Annotated in this window: 13 protein-coding genes; 6 read left to right on the top strand and 7 right to left on the bottom strand. The window is 60.3% G+C overall.

The window, feature by feature from the left end:
• Window positions 1-32 precede the first annotated feature (32 nt).
• On the bottom strand, window positions 33-923 hold the full coding sequence (locus KKO72_RS01085; RefSeq protein WP_214934561.1) for a DMT family transporter: 891 nt from the start codon (window positions 921-923) through the stop codon (window positions 33-35).
• A 375-nt stretch (window positions 924-1,298) separates the two neighbouring features.
• Between KKO72_RS01085 and KKO72_RS01080 the strand changes: the two genes are divergently transcribed.
• The 6 genes from KKO72_RS01080 to KKO72_RS01055 all read left to right on the top strand — a co-directional run bounded on the left by KKO72_RS01080 (window position 1,299) and on the right by KKO72_RS01055 (window position 7,644).
• Complete coding sequence (locus KKO72_RS01080; protein WP_214934559.1) at window positions 1,299-2,294, top strand: iron-siderophore ABC transporter substrate-binding protein; 996 nt, start codon at window positions 1,299-1,301, stop codon at window positions 2,292-2,294.
• Entirely contained in the window at window positions 2,291-3,316 is a 1,026-nt protein-coding gene (locus tag KKO72_RS01075; protein WP_214934557.1) for an iron ABC transporter permease, read from the top strand. The genes KKO72_RS01080 and KKO72_RS01075 overlap by 4 nt, the downstream gene beginning before the upstream one ends.
• Window positions 3,313-4,338 (top strand): iron chelate uptake ABC transporter family permease subunit, encoded by a 1,026-nt coding sequence (locus KKO72_RS01070; RefSeq protein ID WP_214934555.1) that lies wholly within the window; start codon window positions 3,313-3,315, stop codon window positions 4,336-4,338. Before KKO72_RS01075 ends, KKO72_RS01070 begins: the two co-directional genes overlap by 4 nt.
• A 107-nt stretch (window positions 4,339-4,445) precedes the next feature.
• Window positions 4,446-5,249, top strand: a complete 804-nt coding sequence (locus KKO72_RS01065) for an ABC transporter ATP-binding protein (RefSeq protein ID WP_214934553.1) — start codon at window positions 4,446-4,448, stop codon at window positions 5,247-5,249.
• 218 nt (window positions 5,250-5,467) lie between these two features.
• Window positions 5,468-5,977 carry a DUF2199 domain-containing protein gene (locus KKO72_RS21330; RefSeq protein WP_214934551.1) on the top strand — a complete coding sequence of 170 codons (510 nt, stop codon included), beginning with the start codon at window positions 5,468-5,470 and terminating at the stop codon, window positions 5,975-5,977.
• A 365-nt stretch (window positions 5,978-6,342) separates the two neighbouring features.
• On the top strand, window positions 6,343-7,644 hold the full coding sequence (locus KKO72_RS01055) for a UDP-N-acetylglucosamine 1-carboxyvinyltransferase (RefSeq protein ID WP_214934549.1): 1,302 nt from the start codon (window positions 6,343-6,345) through the stop codon (window positions 7,642-7,644).
• A gap of 82 nt (window positions 7,645-7,726) precedes the next feature.
• Here the strand turns inward: KKO72_RS01055 and KKO72_RS01050 are convergent, their stop codons facing one another.
• From KKO72_RS01050 to KKO72_RS01025, 6 genes are all read right to left on the bottom strand, one after another.
• Window positions 7,727-9,448 (bottom strand): ShlB/FhaC/HecB family hemolysin secretion/activation protein, encoded by a 1,722-nt coding sequence (locus KKO72_RS01050; protein WP_251140365.1) that lies wholly within the window; start codon window positions 9,446-9,448, stop codon window positions 7,727-7,729.
• Window positions 9,448-14,811 (bottom strand): YDG domain-containing protein, encoded by a 5,364-nt coding sequence (locus tag KKO72_RS01045; RefSeq protein WP_214934546.1) that lies wholly within the window; start codon window positions 14,809-14,811, stop codon window positions 9,448-9,450. Before KKO72_RS01045 ends, KKO72_RS01050 begins: the two co-directional genes overlap by 1 nt.
• 392 nt (window positions 14,812-15,203) lie before the next feature.
• Window positions 15,204-17,252, bottom strand: a complete 2,049-nt coding sequence (locus tag KKO72_RS01040; RefSeq protein WP_371736793.1) for a TonB-dependent siderophore receptor — start codon at window positions 17,250-17,252, stop codon at window positions 15,204-15,206.
• Window positions 17,253-17,520: 268 nt separating this feature from the next.
• Window positions 17,521-18,051 carry a DNA-deoxyinosine glycosylase gene (locus KKO72_RS01035; RefSeq protein ID WP_214934541.1) on the bottom strand — a complete coding sequence of 177 codons (531 nt, stop codon included), beginning with the start codon at window positions 18,049-18,051 and terminating at the stop codon, window positions 17,521-17,523.
• Window positions 18,048-19,271 (bottom strand): ROK family transcriptional regulator, encoded by a 1,224-nt coding sequence (locus KKO72_RS01030; RefSeq protein WP_214934538.1) that lies wholly within the window; start codon window positions 19,269-19,271, stop codon window positions 18,048-18,050. Before KKO72_RS01030 ends, KKO72_RS01035 begins: the two co-directional genes overlap by 4 nt.
• The gene (locus KKO72_RS01025; RefSeq protein WP_214934535.1) at window positions 19,268-19,720 is read right to left on the bottom strand and encodes an RbsD/FucU family protein; all 453 of its coding nucleotides are present in this window, start codon (window positions 19,718-19,720) and stop codon (window positions 19,268-19,270) included. The genes KKO72_RS01030 and KKO72_RS01025 overlap by 4 nt, the downstream gene beginning before the upstream one ends.
• Between the last annotated feature and the right edge of the window lie 20 nt (window positions 19,721-19,740).

The following is a 19,740-nucleotide window of genomic DNA, read 5'->3' as shown; positions in this document are numbered from 1 at the left end:
TGGCGGCTTGCACCAGCAGGGGGCGGTCCACCTCAATGGGCGTGTCCCTCGGGTTCAATGATCACCAACGCAATGCCACACACCAGCAAACCTGCACCGAGCCAGAACGACATGTCTGGTTGCTCTGCAAACACCAGGTAGCCCAGCGCCGGGCTGAACAGCAACATCGAAAAACTGCCAGCCTCCACCGCTGAGGCGTCGCCTGCGCGGTAGGCAAAAAAGTAAGCCAGGTAAATGCCCGACGAGGTCAAGCCAATGACGGGTAACAAGACCCAGCTTGCCATGGGCAGATCAGGCAGGTTGAAGCCACTCATGACACCAAAACACAGCCAGCAGGCGGTCTGGCTCCAGACCAGGATCGCGATCGGATGCTCCTTGCCGGAGTATTTTTTGAGCACCACCCCAAGCATCGCCTCCATCAACGCACCAAACATGGCCACCAGCGCCGCCCACCGCAGCATGCCCGCACCCGGTTGCAGGATGGTTAACACCCCACCAAAACCGACTGCCACACCGAGCCAGCGCAGCCAGTGTGGCCGCTCGCCTAGCAGCCACACGCCCAGCGGCAGCATGAACAGGCTGCCGGTCATCAAATAAGCGCTGGCCTCGGCCAGCGGCAGGTGTGACACCGCCCAGGCCGCGCACCAGGCCGAGGTCACGATGAAGCCGGCGCGCAGCAGGTGCATTTGCGGATGGCGGGTGGCCACTACCTTGCCGCGTGTCCACAGCACCCAGGGCGACACCATCAGCAGCACCGTGGTCGCCTGTAGAAACAGCACCTCTTTAGGCGCCAAACCCTGGGCCATCAGGTGTTTGTTGCAGGCATCGAGCACCGACCAGCACAACATCGCCAGCATGACCAGCAGTACCCCGCGTGTGTTGCCCGCACGGGACAGCCAGAAGTGTTTGAGTCGAATCAGCATAAAAAGTCAGGAAAGAGCGGTGTGATGTCCGGCGCCAACGTGGTTTTGCAAACCCTGTAGCAGGGCGGCAAAGGTCAGCTTGTAACAAGGGGTGTGGCGCAAATGCGCATGCATGGTAAGTCAGGTCTACAGGTGTTGCGTCCGATGTCATGGTCAATTGTTGTGTGGCATTGCCCATTTCACATCTCACTCATGAGCAGCCCAATGCAGCTGTTGACTGAGCCGTCCAAGTCGGGGTGGGACGGTAGTTCGCAGCACCATCGGCTTGGTCAGTCCGCCTCATAGGCCCGGAGACATGAAGGCGCATTTTTACTTATTACAATTAATTCTTATTTGCAACGATTCCCTGTCCCGATGTACTTTTGCCGCCGCCGCATGGCTCTGGCCCTGCTTTTTACGGCGTTGGCCGACCGTGGTGCTTTCGCTGCTGACGCCTCCCTGGTTAAGCCCGCGTCGCCCGCGGCACCTCGCAAGCTGGCCGCTAGTTTGGGCAGTGGTCTGGCGAATGGTGTGTTTCCGCGCACGGTGGTGCATCACGTTGGCAAGACCACCCTATTGCAGCGCCCGTTGCGGGTGGCGGTGTTGTCTACAGGGCAAAACGACGGCTTGTTAACACTTGGCTTGGTGCCAGTGGGCACCACCCGCGACGACCAGGGCAGGCTGTATGCGCCTTACCTGGAAGCAGGTTTTGCGACCCAGCAGGCGGAGATGCGCCAGACCACGGACCTGGGTGTGCGTAGCGCGCCCGACCTGGAAGTACTGGCCGCCCTGCGCCCCGATCTCATCCTGGTCAACAAAGCCATGCTGACGCCGCAGATGCAAGCCCTCTACCAGCGCATCGCACCCACTGTTGTGACGCGCGGCAATGGTGTCAACTGGAAGATCGACTTCTTGCTGCTGGCCGACGCGCTGGGTCGTACCGATGCCGCCCGCGCCTGGTTGGCTCGCTACCATGCGGACACGGTTGCGCTGGCCCGGCAATGGCTGGCGGCAAGCGCCCCCAGCGTGTCATTTGTGCAGGCCAATGCGGTGCGCAACCGCATCATGGGTGTGCGCTCTTTTGCGGGCAGCATCGCCGAAGACGCGGGCCTGTTGCGCCCAGCCAGTCAGCGTTTTGCAGGCAATTCACAAGACATCAGCGCTGAACTGCTGGACCAAGCCGATGCCGACTGGATCTTCTACGCTGCCCGCGACAAATCGCTCTCCAGCCTGACCGGCTCACCGCTGTGGCCACGCCTGCGCGGTGCCGCGCAAGGCCATGCGGTGCGTGTGGCGCTGGACCCGTTCTACCTCAACGCCGGCCCGCTGGCAGCACGCACCGTGCTGGACACGTTGGCACGGATCACCCTCTCGGTCGTACCCCGCTCATGAGCACCTTTCCTGATGCCACCCCGGCCCGTCGCGCGGCGCGGGGATTGGGTTTGTTGTTGCTCTTGGCCGCATTGCTTGCTCTTGTCCTGGCCAGTGTGTCGCTGGGCTCGCGTCCTATTCCCGTCGGTCAACTGTGGCAACTACTGTGGCAGCCGGATGACAGTGTGGCGTCGGCCATCGTCTGGCACATGCGTCTGCCGCGCACCGCGCTGGGTGTGGTCGTGGGGGCGGCCCTGGGCGTCGCCGGAGGCCTGATGCAGGCGCTGACGCGCAACCCCTTGGCCGACCCGGGTCTGTTGGGCATCAACGCAGGTGCCGCGCTGGCGGTGGTGCTGGCCATGTCGGTGTTGGGTATCGGCAACTACCTGGGCTACGTTGGTTTTGCGATGTTGGGCGCGATGCTGGCGGCGGTGGGTGTTTATGTGCTCAGCAGTGGTGCGGCGCCAAGTGCGCAGCGGGTGCGGCTGTTGCTGGCTGGCATGGCCATCAGCGCGTGTTTGGCCTCGTGCACCGGCATCATCACCTTGTTCGACAGCAACACCTTTGACGCTTACCGTTTCTGGGTGGTCGGTGCGCTGGACGGGCGCAATGCCGATGTGTTGTGGCCGATGTTGCCTCTGGTGTTGGTTGGCATCGGCATCGCCCTGTGGCAGGCGCGTGCGCTGGATGCCATCGCGCTGGGTGACGAATTTGGTCAGGCCCTGGGGCTGCGGCTCAAACCGGTGCGCATCTGGAGTTTTGTGGCGATCGCTTTGTTGTGTGGCGCGGCCACGGCAGCGGCCGGGCCGATTGCGTTTGTGGGCCTGGTGATACCGCATGCGGTGCGATTGGTGGTTGGACCGCACTGGCGCTGGATCTTGCCCTATGGCCTGCTGGCTGGCCCCGTGCTGGTGTTGGGCAGCGACATTGTGGGTCGACTCATCGCCGTGCCCAGCGAGATCGAGGTTGGCATCGTCACCGCCTTCATCGGTGCCCCCGTGTTGCTGGCGCTGGTGCAGCGCAGCCGAGGGCGCTCGGTATGAACCTCAAACTCAGTGGTGGCATCTGGGCCGAACTGGCGCACCGGCGCACACGCCTTGTTCTTTGTTTGTTGTTGCTTGCCGGGATGGCTGTGAGCCTGTTGGGCCTGCGCTTGGGCAGCTTTGAGCTGTCTTGGGGCCGATTTTTCGCCACCTTGTGGGGCGGTGGCGACGACATGGGTCGTATGGTACTGCTGGACCTGCGCCTGCCGCGTGCTCTGGTTGCACTGGGTGCAGGCGCGGCGCTGGCCACCGCTGGCGCCATCTTCCAAAGCCTGTCGCGCAATCCGCTGGCCAGCCCCGACATCATCGGGCTGACCACTGGCTCGGCCACCGGCGCGTTGGTGACGATTTTGTGGCTGGGCGACCAGGCGCTGAACGTGCCACTCGGTGCGCTGGTGGGTGGTCTGGCCACGGTGATGCTGGTGTATCTGTTCAGCCTGCAGCAAGGTATACACGGGCAGCGGCTGGTGCTGATTGGCCTGGCCATCGCCGCCATGTTGGCTTCTGTGAATGATTTTCTGCTGACCCGCGCTGAGCTGGACCAGGCCTTGGCGGCCAAGATGTGGCTGCATGGCAGCTTGCAAGGCAGCGGTTGGCTGCAGGCGCAGCGCCTGGGTCTGGGCTGTGTCGTGTTGTTGCCCCTGGCCTGGTTGCTGAACCCGCGCCTGCGCCTTTTGGAAATGGGTGACGAACTGGCGACCAGTCTGGGCTTGAATGTTGTTCGCAGCCACACCTATCTGAGCTTGGTGGCGGTGGGCCTGACGGCATTGGCCATTGCCTGCGCTGGCCCGATTGGTTTTATTGCCCTGGCCGCGCCGCAACTTGCGCGCCGCCTGTGCCAGTCGCCAGGCATTGGCCTGTGGAGCGCTGCCCTGATGGGCGCCGTGTTGTGTGCCAGCGCAGATTTGCTGGCGCGGCTGATGCTGGCGCCGTTCCAAATCCCGGTCGGCCTCGTCACCAGCGCGCTGGGTGGTGCCTACCTGGTTTACCTGCTGGCCCGCGAATGGCGGCGAGAGCAATGACGCAACCCAAGCAACACGCCGCGTGTTTTCGCCACCCGGTTTGCAGGGCGCACAGCCGTTCCCACGGGGTGCAGGCCAAAGAGCCGCTTTGAACAGTTAAGAATCCTATGCACGCCTTACCCACCTCCCGCCTGCGGGCACACGACCTGACGCTGGCCTACGGCCCGACCCGCGTGGCCGAACACCTGAGCGTTGACATTCCCGACGGCAAGTTCACCGTCATCGTCGGCCCCAACGCCTGTGGCAAATCCACCTTGCTCAAAGCCTTGGCGCGGTTACGGACACCCCAGGCGGGTCAGGTTTTATTGGACGGCGCCTTGATCGGCAGCTACCCCACGCGTGAGGTGGCACGCCGGCTGGGCCTGCTGCCCCAAACAGCAACGGCACCCGAAGGGATCCGTGTGGCCGAACTGGTGGCACGCGGACGGCATCCGCACCAAAGCCTGTTTGGTGGCTGGACCGCGCAGGACGACCACATCGTCGCCCAGGCACTGTGCGCCACCGCCATCGAAGACTTGGCGGACCGTCTGGTCGATGAACTCTCAGGCGGTCAGCGCCAGCGTGTCTGGGTGGCGATGGTGCTGGCGCAGGACACACAGCTGCTGCTGCTTGACGAACCCACCACCTACCTGGATCTGTCGCACCAGATCGACCTGCTGGAGCTGTTTCGCGACCTGAACCGCCACCAGGGCCGCACCCTGGTGGCCGTGTTACATGACCTGAACCACGCCTGCCGGTACGCCGACCATCTGGTGGTGCTGCGCCAGGGCCAACTCATTGCCCAGGGTGTGCCGGGCGACATCATCACGGCAGAGTTGGTCGAGCAGGTGTTTGACCTGCCGTGTCGCATCATCGAAGACCCGGTGTCGGGGACACCGCTAGTGATACCGGAGGGGCGTGTGCGGGGGTGATGGCGGGTGGAAAAGCGGTGTGCAGCTTGATATCCAGTGGCTAGCGTCTTGTGCTGATTTCATCTGTTTGATGTGCGACAGGCGCGCGTTCGGCGGCTAAGATTGGTGTGCTCGCTCGGCGAGTTTGGCGGAATTTCTCTACCTGGATATTTGCCCGGTTACCGCAGTAGCTTTTTTAATTCGCAGATTTTTCTGCCTACTACATTGCTTCATGGCTCATGACCAACTCAGCCGAATCCTTCATTTGTTCTGTTTGCGGACAGTCGCACGGTGGCCTGTCTACTGACACAGCGTTCACGTTGCCGGACGTCGTCTGGGCAATTCCTGAGTCTGAGCGCGATCAGCGTGCCCAGTGGACTAGCGACCTGTGTCAAATGGAGGAGAGGTACTTCATTCGATGCGTGTTACCAATCGACTTCATCGACCAGTCGGGCTACTACGGCTGGGGTGTATGGGTAGAAGTTGATTGGCCCGTTTTCAATCGATACCTAGGAATCTACGAAGTAGACGGATCAGCAGAACCGCCAGCTTCGGGACTGCTTTCCAATGAAGTTGCAGCCTACGGAGAAACTGTCGGGCTACCGGTCAGCATTCAGTTTGGACCTAGTAGCCAGAGGCCGACTCTCTCCTTCCCAGAAGGCGAGGACCATCGCTTTGCACGCGAGGCTGTGAGCGGAATGTCAAACGCTCGATATCACGAAGTTCTTGCTGTTCGGGGACATAAATAAGCATACCCCTTCGCTCCGGCGGACGGCTATGCCGACCGTTGGGCTGGCACTTTGACGCTGTAAAAAAGCGGCACGCCGCCTGCCATCCATCAGGGCAGGATGATCGCAACCAGGGTCTGCGACAAACCCGAAGACCATAACAACTTGCTGCTGGCAGTAACCTCACCCCAAGGGCGCAGTCGCAAGCGATAACAAGTGACGAAATGTTGCCTCATTTGTTACACAAAAAATAGCTACCTGCGCATATTCCATAAGGGCTACAGGCATTTTTCGCATGTAAACACACTGGCGGCTGGCTACGCTTTGGTTACGCTGGCAAGCCCCCCGCGCATGGATAATTGCCGACCCTTATTGACGCCTCTCCCATGTCCAATCTCATCGTCCACGGCGGCACGCCTTTGCGCGGCCGCGTCACCCCTTCTGCCAACAAAAATGCTGTGCTGCCGGTGCTCTGCGCCACCCTGCTGAGTTATGAGCCGCTGCGTCTGCTGGGCGTGCCCGACATCACCGATGTGCGCAAGATTCTGGACATCTTCCGCCTGCTCGGCAGCGAGGTGCAGATGGACTTTGCGACAGGCACGCTGGCGCTGCACCACCGCGCCACCGTCTTCGACGCCGCCCAACACCGGCTGCCGGAAGAAATGCGCTCGTCCATCATGCTGGTGCCGCCGCTGCTGGCGCGCTTTGGTGTGGCCCGGCTGGAAGACAACGTCAAGGGCTGCACTCTGGGCGTGCGCGAGATCGATCCGCACATCGACGTGTTCCGCCAGTTTGGCGGCCAGGTGGAACGCAGCGCAGGCTCGCTGCTGGTGCGTTGCCACGGCCAGCTGACGCCCACCAACCACTGGCTGGACTACGCCTCCGTCACCACCACCGAGAACTTCGTGCTGTGCGCAGCCACCGCCAGCGGTGTCTCGACGTTGACGAATGCGGCCTCCGAGCCGCATGTGCAGGAGTTCTGCCGCTTCATGCAGATGATCGGCGTGCGCATCGACGGCGTGGGCACCTCGCGGGTCACGGTACACGGCAGCGCCAAGCTCGGTGGCGGCGAGTTCCGCTTCGACGAAGACTTCCACGAGATCACCACCTTTCTGGCGCTGGGTGCGATCACCGGTGGCGACGTGGTGGTGCGCAACAGCGCGCCCGAAAACTTTCCGCTAATCGACCGCACCTTTGCCAAGTTCGGCGTGGACATCACGCATGAAGACGGCTGGTCGCGCGCCGACTGCCCGGGTGCTTTGCGCGTGCAGACCCCCTTCACCAGCAATGTGTTGACCAAGGTCGAGGCCGCGCCCTGGCCGTACTTTCCAGTTGACCTGCTGCCGATCTTCATCGCTCTGGGCGTGAAGGCCCAGGGTAATGCGATGTTCTGGAACAAGGTCTACGACGGCGCCATGGGCTGGACCACCGAGCTCTCCAAATTTGGCGCCCATGTGTACCAGTCGGACCCGCACCGCATCGTCAGCTTTGGCGGCAGCCCACTGTCACCTGCGGTGGTCGAGAGCCCTTACATCATCCGGGTGGCGATTGCGCTGTTCATGGTGGCCGCCAGCGTCAACGGCCGCTCCGAGATTCGTAACGCCACGCCGATTCGTCGCGCGCACCCGGGTTTTGTGGAAAACCTGCGCAGCCTGGGCGCGCAGGTGGAGTGGACCAGCGAAGAGTGAGCCTCTTTGATGCTATTTAATAAATAGCTTCTGGTCTAGATCCTACATTGGCTAGATGCTTTTTTGCTTACCGTTCGGGCCATCAAAAAGCCTTACTCGCGACCAGCCAGGCACGCACCGACGACTGTTGACTCAACAATGAAGACACAGCCCCCAGACGCGTTGCCACAGAAGCACTCGCGCGCCACTGGTCGGGGCCGGTCCAGTTCAAGCCGACACCAGCACCGGACAAGGTTGCGCTGTTTTCGGCCGTGGTCCATGGACGGCGGTTGACTTTGACATAAGCGCTGTCAATAAAGGCCAGCACCTGCCATTTCCCGAACGGCAGCGGCCCAAGATCATGGCGCATTTCAACAGTGCTGACATAACCGGTGTCGCCTGAAATAGCGCCGATGTCATAAGCACGGACGGTATATGGACCGCCGGCAGTCATCTTTTCAGCAGAATCAAGATTGCCGTCCGCCCACTGTGCACTGACGTTGAAGTACAGCGAATCTCTCGGTGTCAGCCCCTGCAATCGGGCAATATTGGCATTCCATTTCGAGAATCCGCCACTGGTGCGCGCGGTAGTGGCATCAGATGCCGCTGCCGAGGCATCGTCAAAACTGCTGCGTCCGTTAGTCCAGCCAACGCTAGCCGTGCTTATCCCGCCAGCCAACAGGTTGTCGCGCAGATCACCGTTGACGCTCAATACCCAGTTATTCAGATGACGATCGGTGCGCAGGTTGCTGACATCGACATGATCGCGCAGATTTTTGGCATCGTATTGCAATTGCGCATAAAGGTTGTACTGCTTGGTGCGAATCCATGGATGTTTTGCCCACAGGCTGGCAACCGCTGCCGTGCCGTTGGCATCAAGCGCACTGACGGTGCTGCCTAGCTTGTAATGCAACGCCGAATAAGCGCCACCGACCCTGGTGCCCTGGCCGTTGAGCAAGGTGTCGTAACCCACCCGCGCATAGTTCATGCCCTCACCTGTGGTGATGATGTTGGCGCTCAGCGTATCGCCGTGATGAAAGGGATTGGCGATATTAAGGTTGCCGCTCAGGCGCGTGCGTCCGATATATCGGTTACCGTAATTGTCCAGAGAGATATTCGCCAGTGGCGCCTGGTTATAGCGTGTTTCGACATCCATGTCAGCCGTACCGACCGCCGCGCCCGGTTTAAGGACCGCATTCACGCCCACGCCCGGCACATCCGACAGCAGCAGCAAAGCACGATTGAGTTCGTCATCGGCAATCAATGCTCCGCCACTGAGCGGTGCCAGGCTGGCATTGAGCAAGGCGTCGCTGACTTCGCTGTGGTTGTTGAGCTGGACTTTGCCGTAGTGCGCCTCGACAACTTGAATGATGATGACGCCTTCGGTGATTGACTGCGCCGGAATGATGGCACGGGTCAGTGGAAAACCATGGCTCTGGTAGTACGCCGTGATGCGCCCGGCCAGCTCACCGAGTTGCGGCAGCGTCAGACTTTTGCCTTCCTGATCGGCAACCAGTGCATGCAGCGTTTCCGCGGTAAAGGCGGTATTGCCAGTGATACGCAGTGTGTTCACCTGAATCGGCTGCGATGGTGGCAAGTTGGCATCGCTTCTCGGTTTGACCTCAAGCGTTGGTACATCCGGCTGCACGATAGCGGGAACTGCCGGTTGCAATTGTTGCAGGATCGACCCGGCATTGGGTGTCACTTCAGGGCCAGCGGCATAGGCATCAAGGGATGCCAGCAACACGGCGGCGAACAAGGGTTTCATCAAAAAAGCTTGCTTAGATTGCTTAGATTGCTTGGATACGGTAACCATGTATTTCATTATTCTGTGATGCTGGCGAGGACGAGCGGCAATTGCAAACCACCATTTTGAATTTGCAGCATTGGTGCAGGCGTGCCAAATCCTGTGGTGGTATTGACGACGGTACCGGTCGCTTGCGCGTTACTGCTACTGCTTGAGGTACTGGTACTGCTGCTGCCAGAATCCGTCTGCTGCTGCACCACCAGTGTCGAAGACAGGTTCAATACTTGCGGCTGCGCCGAGGCCTGCGGCGGCAACACCGTCGACTGCACTTGCGTTACCGTGTTCTGAATCTGCTGCGTTGGCGTATTCTGCGCCGGCGTGCTAGGCACGACCACAGGCACGGCCGTGATGCTGGCGAAGGCGAGCGATTGCCCGGTAATGATGTAATTGCCAGCATCAGCGCCACCATAAGTGCTGCTCAGATTGACGGTCTTGCCGTCACCAACGGCAGCGTCAGAGAACAAGCCGGTCGATGCAATCGTAATCACATCCGAACCAAGCCTGCCCGCCAGCGTGGCATTGCTGGTACTGACCGTGGCGGACGTGGTGCCGTCATAAACCTTATCTGCTGCAGTGATGCCACTGACCGTCATTGATGCAGGCGTAATGTTCGCGGTCAGGGCGTTTTGATCAACAATGTTGTAGTTACCGGCATCGGTGCCGGTCAGCGTGTAGCCGCTGACTGTCACCGATTTATGGGTACCGACATTTTTGTCCGCGAAGTTACCTGTTCCCGTACCAGTCAGCGAGACGACGTCGCTACCAAAGGCCGCAGAAAGGCTGGCGGTGCCGCTCAGTGTGGCCGTGGTGGTCGTGTCGTAGACCTTATCGCTAGTGCTCAAGCCGGTCAGCGACAGATCAGCCTTGCTAATGGTTGCTGTCAATCCGGTCGGTTGCGCAACGACGTAGTTGCTGGCATCGGCGCCGCTCAAGGTGTAGCCCGATACCGTCACGACCTTATTCGTGTCTACGCCCTTGGTCGCAAAGCTGCCGGTACCGCTGCCACCCAGCGAAACATCATCACCATTGATCATGCCGGAGTAGGACACGTTGGTGGTATTGAGTGTGGCCGTGGTCGTTGCATCATAGACCTTGTCAGCGGCGGTAATACCTGTGAGTGTGATTCCTTTTGGTGTGACGGTGTAATTGCTGCCAGAGGTGCTCAGCACGTTGTAATTACTGGACAAGCCGCCATTGCCACTGGCACCCAGACTCAGGCCGGTGGTGCTGCCCAGTGCGCTGTTGTTTTGCACGTTCTTGCTGGCCAGATTGGAGGCATCACCTGCGCCGGAGACGGTAAAGGTCTGTCCGGCCACACCGGTGGCTGTCAGCGTGCTGCCCGCCACAGAGGTGGTGCCGTCATACACCTTGGTACCGCTCAGGGTCAGGTTGGCCTTATTGATGGAAGCAGTTACGCCGGTCGGCTGCACCACGTTGTAGTTGCCGGCATCGGAGCCGGTGAGCGTATAGCCGGTGACGGTAATGGCCTTACCCGTATCGGCATTGGCGTTGGCAAAGCTGCCCGTGCCAGTACCAGCGACTGAAACAACGTCGCTGAGCAAGGCGCTGACGCTGGCGCTGCCGCTCAGGGTCGCAGTAGTTGTTGCATCATAGGTTTTATTCACACCTGAAATGCCAGAGACCACCAGATCAGCCTTAGTAATGTTAGCGGTCAGGCCGGTCGGCTGCGCCACGACATAGTTGCTGGCGTCAGCGCCGCTCAAGGTGTAGCCCGATACCGTCACAACCTTATTCGTGTCTACGCCCTTGGTCGCAAAGCTGCCGGTACCGCTGCCACCCAGCGCAACAGTATCGCCGTTGATCATGCCGGAGTAGGACACGTTAGCGGTGTTAAGCGTCGCCGTGGTCGTTGCATCATAGACTTTATCGACGGCAGTAATACCTGTGAGCGTGATGCCTTTCGGCGTGACGCTGTAGCTGCTGCCAGCGGTGCTGAGCACGTTGTAGTTACTGGACAAGCCGCCATTGCTGCTGGTACCCAGACTCAGACCGGTGGTGCTGCCGAGTGTGCTGCTGTTTTGTACATTCTTGCTGGCCAGATTGGAGGCATCGCCTGAACCGGTGATGGTGAAGGTCTGTCCGGCCACACCGGTAGCCGTGAGCGTGTTGCCCGCCACAGAGGTGGTGCCGTCATAGACCTTGCTGCCACTCAAGCTCAGGTCGGCCTTGTTGATGGTGGCCGTCACGCTGGTCGGCTGCACCAAGTTGTAGTTGTTGGCATCGGCTCCACTCAGCGTGTAGCCGGTGACGGTGACAGTCTTGTTGGTTCCAGCATTGGCGTCGGCGAAGCTGCCGCTACCGGTGCCGGTGACCGACACCACGTCGCTCTGCAAAGCACTCACAGACGCACTACCAGTGAGTGTGGCGGTGGTCGTGGCATCGTAGGTTTTATTGACGCCGGAAACCCCGGACACCACCAGATTGGCCTTGGTGATCGAGGCAGTCAGGCCGGTCGGTTGCGCAACGACGTAGTTGCCCGCATCGGCACCGCTCAAGCTGTAGCCCGATACCGTCACCGTTTTATTGGTGCCGACATCCTTGGTCGCAAAGCTGCCGGACCCACTGCCACCCAGCGAAACATCATCGCCATTGACCATGCCGGAGTAAGCCACATTGGCGGTGTTGAGGGTGGCCGACGTGGTGGCGTCGTAGGTTTTGTCGGCGGCCGTGATGCCTGTCAGCGTGATGCCTTTGGCCGTCACGGTGTAGCTGCTGCCGCTGGTGCTCAGTACGTTGTAATTACTGCTCAGGCCACCGTTGTTGCTGCTACCCAAGCTGAGGCCGGTGATGCTGCCCAGCGTCGTACCGCTTTGCACGTTCTTGCTGGACAGATTGGATGCATCGCCTGAACCGCTGACCGTGAAGGTCTGTCCGGCCACGCCGGTGGCCGTCAGCGTGCTGCCTGCCACAGAGGTGGTGCCGTCATAGACCTTGGTACCGCTCAAGGTCAGGTCGGCCTTGTTGATGGTGGCCGTCAGGCCGGTCGGCTGGGTCAGGATGTAGTTACCGGCATCGGTGCCGCTGAGACTGAGGCCAGTAACGGTGACGACCTTGCTCACGCCGGCATTGGCATTGTCAAAGGTAGCCGTGCCGCTGCTAACTGAGACGCTGTCGCCGCCGATGATGCTGGCGGCGACACTACCGCTGTTGGAGAGCGTGGCCGTCGTAGTGCCGTCATAGGTTTTGTTGTTGGCCGTTACACCACTGGCGCTGATGGTTTTAGCAGTGATGGTGGCGGTCTTGCTGTCGAGACCGTTGATGTAGTAGTCGTTGTTGTTGTAGCTGACGACAGTGGCGCCGTCGCTGTTCGAGCCGGTGGCGGCACCGTTACCTGAGGCAGTAACGCCAGTGATGGTCACAACTTTGTTGGTGCCGACGTTCTTGTTGGCAAAAAAGCCCACCGCACTGCCGGTATCAAGCGTCAACCCGTTTGGCAAGGTCTGCGAGGAAGCCAGGCCAGATAAGGTCGCCGTCGTACTGCCATCGTAAATCTTTGAGGCAGCCGAGCCGGTCACATTGATGGCCATGTAGGCATTATATTGTTGAGCGAGTACGTAGTTGCTATAGTTCGTCGGCGTGAGATAGCTGGTTGGGTTGTAATAAATAGAAGCGGTGCTTGCACTCTCGGTAAGAATAACAAAATTGTAATTAGAATCATCAAAAATGACTGTGCCTGTGCCCGTGGCGCTGTTGTCTGCCCTCAGTACGACGTTCCCGGCCCCGCCGCTACTGGACACGATTGCCCCACCGGTATAGTTGCCGTTGATATATTTAAAATGAATATCGCGATAGGCACTCAGTGTGAGCGTAGAGCTGCTGTTCCAATTAGTGGTCGTGCTATTAATGGCGCCGATGCTATCAAGAACGATGATATCGCCATTGCCAGACGTTCCTGTACACGTCGTGCCCGTGCAACTGGCCGAAGACCCGGTGGTCTTGATGGTCACATTGCCGTTATTGAGCGCATTCGTCAGAACAGTCGTATCGACATTGATAGCGTAGGAATTGCCCCAGATATTGGTATCGCCGATCGTAATATCATCCGGGTCCAGCAGCCAGTTTCCGCGCTTGCCATGGGTTGCAGCCGTATTGACTGAAGCGCTGGCCTTGATATTCAAGAGCTTGCCTGAGGTCTCCACCTCGCCGCCGTTGCCAGAAGTGCTGCCGCCGCGTGCCGTGATGGTGCCGTTGAACTGCGTGGTGCCGTCCGACCAGACCGCGACATTGCCGCCATTGCCGGTGGTGATGGCATCAGCTTTGATCGAGGCGCCGGCTTCGACCGTGGTCTTTTTGGCATTTTGCTCGGTGCCGGTGCCGAGGAAATTCCCTCCGACCAGTGACGTGCCGCCGCCGCTATCGCCAGACACATCAATGACACTGCCTGCCGCCAGCTTGACCGTGCCGCCAAGCACCTTCACGGTGCCGCCGGTTTCGCCAGCATTGGCACCGGTGGCAGCAAGTGTGCCGCTATTGGTCGCGGAGCCAGCACTGCCCGCCTCCAGCACAATGGCGCCATTGACATTCTGGACGCTGCGCGCCTCGATAATGCCGGTGTTATTGACCACACTGGCCAGCACCGCATCCTTGGCACCGGCTGAGAGCCATACCGCGCCGCCGTCGGCCTTGATCAGGCCGCCATTTTCGGCCAGATTATTCAGCGTACTCTGGTTCACTTGCAACTTGACCAGGCTATCGCCCGAAAACGACAGCGTGACATCATTGCCCGCACCCAGCGCGACCGCACCCGCCGTCGCATTGATGGTGCCCGCGTTGCTGACTGTATTGCCGATCAAGGCAACATAACCGCCATTGGCAGCATTGATGGTGCCTTGATTGATGATGCTGCCACTACCGGTGCCGCTGAAATTGCGCGTTGCGCTGGTCAGGCTGGCATCGCTGATATTGAGCGTCGATGCCACCAGGCCACCGACGTTGATTTGCGATCCGGCACCAAACAGGATGCCGTTGGGATTGATCAGGTAGACCTGGCCGTTGGCATTGAGCTGGCCGTAGAACTGGGTGGCACTGGTGTCGCTGATGCGGTTGACTGCAATCGAGCTGGTGGATGGCTGGATGAAATTGACCGTTTCATTGCTGGTGGTGTTGAAGGAGCTCCAGCTCAGCGACAGGTTCTGGCTCGATTGCGTCACCGTGGTGGTGGTGCCGCTCTGGCTGACGCTGCCGCTGCCGGCCGTCACTTGGCCGCCGGTCGGTGCCGCCATGGCAATATGCGTGGCGGCCAGCAAGGCGCTGGCGATGAGCTTGCGACTGGTCGCCTTGCCCTTGCCCTTGGTACGTTCCGAGACGATTACCCAGGTCTGGTGCACATGGCTCCAGATGAGTCGATAGATTCTGTTCATGGATGCATGGTGCATGCTGGCTTTCCTTGGCTGACGGTTATTAACTTGAGGCATCAATGGCATGCCGCTTTACAAAAGTATATGAACTAATTGGCATGCCGTTTGGCTCAAGGACATCCGTCAATTGGCAGTAAATCTGCCCAGAAATCCAGAAATCCAGAAACCCTGCGATCAAGCTCCGGCTTTTAGTGGTGGCTTTGACAGCGCTCAGTGTCAACGGCCGCTCTAAGATTTGTAACGCCACGCCGATTCGCCGTGCACATTCGGGTTTTGTGGAAAACCTGCGCAGCTTGGGTGCGCAGGTTGAGTGGACCAGCGAAGAGTGAGCCACTCGTTCGCTATCCAATAAATAGCTACTAGCCCAGGTTATGAAAGGGCTAGAGGCATTTTTCTTATAAATCCATCTTGAACATCAGCTTGGCTGTGCGCGGTGCGCCCGCAGCCAGTCGGGTGCCCCCGGCGGCCCAGTATTCCTTGTCGGCCACGTTGTCCATGTTGAATTGCCAGGTGGTCTGATGGCCCCACAAACGGGTGGTGTAGCGCGAACCGATGCTGAAGGTGGTCACACCGCCCAAAAAGGCTTCATTCGCGTTGTTCACTGGTCGCGGACCGGTGTAATAAGCCCCCCCATTGATCGACAGCCCGGGCACACTGGTCAGCGCGTAAGACAGGAAGGCGCTGCCGGTTCGCTTGGCGGTGTTTTCCGGGCTTTTGCCGTTGAGGTTGGCGCTTGTGTCCTGGAATTCAGCATCCAGCCATTGGGTGGATGCCTGCCAGGCCAGCTGTTGGGTGAACTGCCCCTGAGCCGACAGCTCTAAGCCCGTATAGTTTTGCTTGCCATCGGCGGTGTGGATGTTGCTGGCGTTGGTGTAGTAACCTGGTTGTTGGATGTCAAACAGTGCGGCCGACACCAGCATGCCGCCACCTGAGCGCCAGCGCATGCCCACTTCTTTTTGACGGCTCATGCCCGGCGCCAGACGCTCGCCTTCGTTGGCAGTTTTCGCGGGTGCGGTGTCGCCTTGTTCGAGCCCATTGGCAAACGAGGTGTAGGCCGACAGCGACGGCGTGACCTTGTAGACCAGTGCCGCCATGGGGGTGGTTTTGCCATCGTCGTAATGGGTGCTGCCCTGGTCACTCTTGTAGTTGCTGTGGCGCAAGCCAAACATGGCCAGCCATTGTGAGGACAGTGTCACCTGGTCCAAGGCATACACGCCTGTGTCTTCGGTGGCGAGCCCCAGCGTGTTGGGGCTGGTCGGGACAGCACCCAAGGTCACCGTGGTGATCGGGATCGGGTTGTACAGGTTTTGCGAAGCGATGGTGTAGCTGCGCTGGTAAATTGGGTCCTGGTTGTAACGGGTACGCGTCGCCCCTAAAGTGAGGTTGTTCTGGAACCCGGCGGTGGTGAAGCTGCCAAACAGCTCAGCCCGCAGCAAATCGGTGGTGGCCTGAAGGGTCTGGATGTTGCCCCTGATGCTGCCGCTGCCCGTCGCCACATTGCTCAAGGTGAAGATCGGGAGCTGCCGGTCACGCTCAACCTGGGACTGGCCAGCTTCCAGCGTCAACACCCAGGTGTCGTCCAACACGTAATCGGCGCGCACCTGTACGTTGCGGGTGTCTGTTTCAAAACTAGACCAATCCGGGCCCACCAGCTGTTTCGCGTTCACCGCACGCGGCAAGGTGATGACACCGTTGACTGCGGTCGGCAGGTTCACACCCACTTGCTCGGTGGTTTGGCGGTGCTCGTAGTCCACGTCCATTTTCAGCGTCAGACGGCTGTTGACCCGCCAGTCAAACGCGGCGGAGACAAAGCTGCGTTCACCGTCGTCCACGCCATTCAGGTACGAGCCCAGTGCGCCACCCGCCGCGTTGACGCGCAGGCCGTATTGCTGCTCGTCGCCAAACCGGCGGCCCAGGTCCATCGTGGCCAGGGCGGTGCCGTATTGGTCGACCTCCATACCCACGGTCGTCACCGGTGTTGCACCGGCACGTTTGGTCACAAAGTTGACAACACCCGACGGTGTGGTGAAGCCGTAATACAAGGCCGAGGCACCCTTGAGCACCTCCACACGCTCTTTGTTCTCCATCGGGATTTGCGAAAAGTTCAGCACCGGCACGGAACCATTGATGCGGTAGTTGGTGCGGTTTTCAACGCCAACGCCGCGAATCACCAGCTGGTCCCAGGTTTCGCCGCCGTTTTGCTGGCGTGTCACGCCGGCGGTGTTGCGCAGTGCGTCGTACACACCATCGGCACCCTGCAGGTCCAGCACATCACGTGTCACCACATTCACGGTGGACGGCACCTCCATGATGTCTGAGCCACGGAAGCTTCCGGCTTCTACCGTCTCTGGCACAAAACCATCGGCGGTGATGGCGATCACGGACACGGTTGACAGGTTTGATTCAACGGCTTGCTGGGCGTGGACGGTGTGGGCGCCATACATCACAGACAAAAGCAGGGGGATTTGGCGGAGCCGGCAAGTGCAAAACATGGTTGAAAAGAGCGCGAAGATTAAAAAATTATGAACGGCGGATTCTATCCATGCAAATGACAATTGTTTGCATTTGACGCGAGATCACCCTTTGGCCGTATCCGAAGCGCTTGTTGATGGCCTCAGACGTGTGATGGCTCACAAGGCCGTGTCTGGGCCTGCGTTGGTCAAGTCTGAATGAGGATGGGGTTGGTGTGGGCGTCTGTGTTGACGCCGCCGTTCACAACAGATCGGCCAGGCCGATCACCTCGCGCCACACGGCCAGTTTGCGCTCAAACGACCAGCTGGCGTTGGCCGGGCTGGTGGAGGGCAGCCGGTAAACAGGCAAACCCAGGCTGCGGGTCAGCCGCGCATGTTTGAAACTTTCGCCGCCGTTGTGGGCGATCACCTGCAGCTGTGGGCAACGCTGCATCAGTCCGGCCAGGTCGTTGGCCTGGGGCTGCTGGATGGCACTGTCCAGGCTGCCCGAGCGTTCACAGGAGGCATACACGTCCCACAGCCCGATGCCTTTGTCGAGCATCCAGTCAATGCGATTTTGATAGCTGTCTGCCCTTATTTCATAAGGGCTAGATGGCCAAATCGCTTGAAGAATACGCCAGAAGGCATTTTGCGGGTGGGCGTAATACTGCTGGCGCGCCAGCGAGGTGGCACCCGGAAAACTGCCCAGCACCAGCAGCCGGGTGTGGGGCGCCACCAGGGGCGCCAGGCCCAGCAGCCGTGTGGGCTGTGCCAGGGGTTCGTCGCTGGTCAATTCCCCACCTTGAGGAACAGGTCGCGGTCCGGCGCGAAATTGGCATGCAAGGGCAGCAGGGCGCCACCGAGCGCGCGGGCGTCGGGGCCGACTTCACCGGCGATCACGTTGGCGCTCCACAAACCTTCCCAGTTGTAGTGGCGCAGCGCGTCCTGGGTGGCGGCGATCAGCTCAGAGAGCAGGGTGCGGCTGAACGAGCCGTCGATCACCACCGCGTCAATGTCCAGAAAGGCGGTGCCGCTGATCACCGTGTGGGCCAGGGCGTTGGCAGCGTGCTGGATCCAGCCGCGGGTCTCGGACTCGAACGGCGTGCTCAGCGCCCGCTCGTCGTAGGCCGCATGCGGGTCGAGCTGTTGGGCTGACAGGCGCTGTTCCAGCTCCCACAACGAGGCATGGCCGATCAACTGCTCGGGGGTTTTGGCCAGCCGCGCCAGCCCCATCGGCAGCGAGGCCACCGCACCCGCGTTGCCGTGCACACCCCCATGCAGGTGGGAGTTGATCACCAGCCCGCCACCCACAAAGGTGTCGACAAACAGGTACAAGAAATTCTTCAGATCGCGCCCGCGCCCGGCCACCAGTTCGGCCACACAGGCGGCTGAGGTGTCTTTGGTGAAACTCACCGGCACCTCGGTCATGGCCTGCACCTGGGTCTGCAGGTCGGTCTGGTTCCAGGCCTCGGCCTGCGCCTCGGACAAACCCAGCATGCGGTACCAGCCACCCATCTGAAATGGTGCTGCCAGGCCAATCCCCACCAGCCGGTGTTTGAACGGCCCGAGTGAGTTGTGCAAGGTGCGCATGTGCTTGGCTACGGTGGGCAGCAGGGTGCTGATGTCGGGAAAGGCATAGTCCAGCCGCCGCCGCTCACGCACCTGGCCGGTGAAGTCCACCAGCATCCATTCCGCGTTGCGACGGCCGATCTTGATGCCCATCGAAAACGCGCCGTCCGGGTTCAAGGCCAGCGGAATCGAGGGCTGGCCGATGCGCCCGCGCACCCGGCTTTGCTTGAGCACCAGACCATCGTCTTCGAGCCGGGTGGTGATCAGGCCAATGGTTTGTGCCGTCAGCCCGGTCAGACGGGCCAGGTCGGCCTTGGGCAGGCAACCGTTGAGCCGGATCGCCTGCAACACCACCCGTTCGTTGAACTGGCGCATGCCCACATGGTTGGAACCACGGGGGCGCAGCAGCGGCGGGGTGGCTGTGTCGGTCTTGTCGGGTGTCATGGCCTCAGGTCTTCGCCGAGCACCCCTTTGCGCAAAATGAAGTTGCCAAAAGGCTGCAGTTCACCGGTCAGCACCACCGCATGGGCCGTGCGGGTGCGCTCGTAAAAGGCGTAGCGCTCGATGTGTTCCACACTCTGGTGCGCCAGCAAGTCGGGGTTGATGACCTCGATCACCTCGCGCTGCAGCGCCGAGCGGTAATCTGCGGGCTGGTCACTGACCCCCATGAAACCCACAGGATGGTCCACGTCGGCCGCCAGCGGAAAGAGGGCTGTCACAGCGCGCACCACCTGCAGCATGGAGCTGCCCGGCAAGCGAATGACGGGTTTGCCGGCGGCAAAGCGGGTGGCGCTGAAGTTGGCGTCTGCCAACACCAGGGCCTCGTCGTGGCCCATTTCCATCAAGATTTTCAACAGCTCAGGGGTGAGCAGCGGGTCGATTCCTTTTAGCATGCAAGTCTTTCTGTGGGTGT

Origin of the sequence: Rhodoferax sp. U11-2br (assembly GCF_018619435.1) — a bacterium.
Classification (GTDB): Bacteria; Pseudomonadota; Gammaproteobacteria; order Burkholderiales; family Burkholderiaceae_C; genus Rhodoferax.
This window is presented reverse-complemented; position numbering and strand designations above follow the sequence as displayed.

What these genes read in the sequence shown, in the direction of transcription:
- KKO72_RS01075 (WP_214934557.1), top strand. Translation starts at nt 2,291, where the DNA reads ATGAGCACCTTTCCTGATGCCACCCCGGCCCGTCGCGCGGCGCGGGGA.
- KKO72_RS01085 (WP_214934561.1), bottom strand. Translation starts at nt 923, where the DNA reads ATGCTGATTCGACTCAAACACTTCTGGCTGTCCCGTGCGGGCAACACA.
- KKO72_RS01030 (WP_214934538.1), bottom strand. Translation starts at nt 19,271, where the DNA reads ATGACACCCGACAAGACCGACACAGCCACCCCGCCGCTGCTGCGCCCC.
- KKO72_RS01065 (WP_214934553.1), top strand. Translation starts at nt 4,446, where the DNA reads ATGCACGCCTTACCCACCTCCCGCCTGCGGGCACACGACCTGACGCTG.
- KKO72_RS01040 (WP_371736793.1), bottom strand. Translation starts at nt 17,252, where the DNA reads ATGTATGGCGCCCACACCGTCCACGCCCAGCAAGCCGTTGAATCAAAC.
- KKO72_RS21330 (WP_214934551.1), top strand. Translation starts at nt 5,468, where the DNA reads ATGACCAACTCAGCCGAATCCTTCATTTGTTCTGTTTGCGGACAGTCG.
- KKO72_RS01050 (WP_251140365.1), bottom strand. Translation starts at nt 9,448, where the DNA reads ATGAAATACATGGTTACCGTATCCAAGCAATCTAAGCAATCTAAGCAA.
- KKO72_RS01080 (WP_214934559.1), top strand. Translation starts at nt 1,299, where the DNA reads ATGGCTCTGGCCCTGCTTTTTACGGCGTTGGCCGACCGTGGTGCTTTC.
- KKO72_RS01045 (WP_214934546.1), bottom strand. Translation starts at nt 14,811, where the DNA reads ATGAACAGAATCTATCGACTCATCTGGAGCCATGTGCACCAGACCTGG.
- KKO72_RS01070 (WP_214934555.1), top strand. Translation starts at nt 3,313, where the DNA reads ATGAACCTCAAACTCAGTGGTGGCATCTGGGCCGAACTGGCGCACCGG.
- KKO72_RS01025 (WP_214934535.1), bottom strand. Translation starts at nt 19,720, where the DNA reads ATGCTAAAAGGAATCGACCCGCTGCTCACCCCTGAGCTGTTGAAAATC.
- KKO72_RS01055 (WP_214934549.1), top strand. Translation starts at nt 6,343, where the DNA reads ATGTCCAATCTCATCGTCCACGGCGGCACGCCTTTGCGCGGCCGCGTC.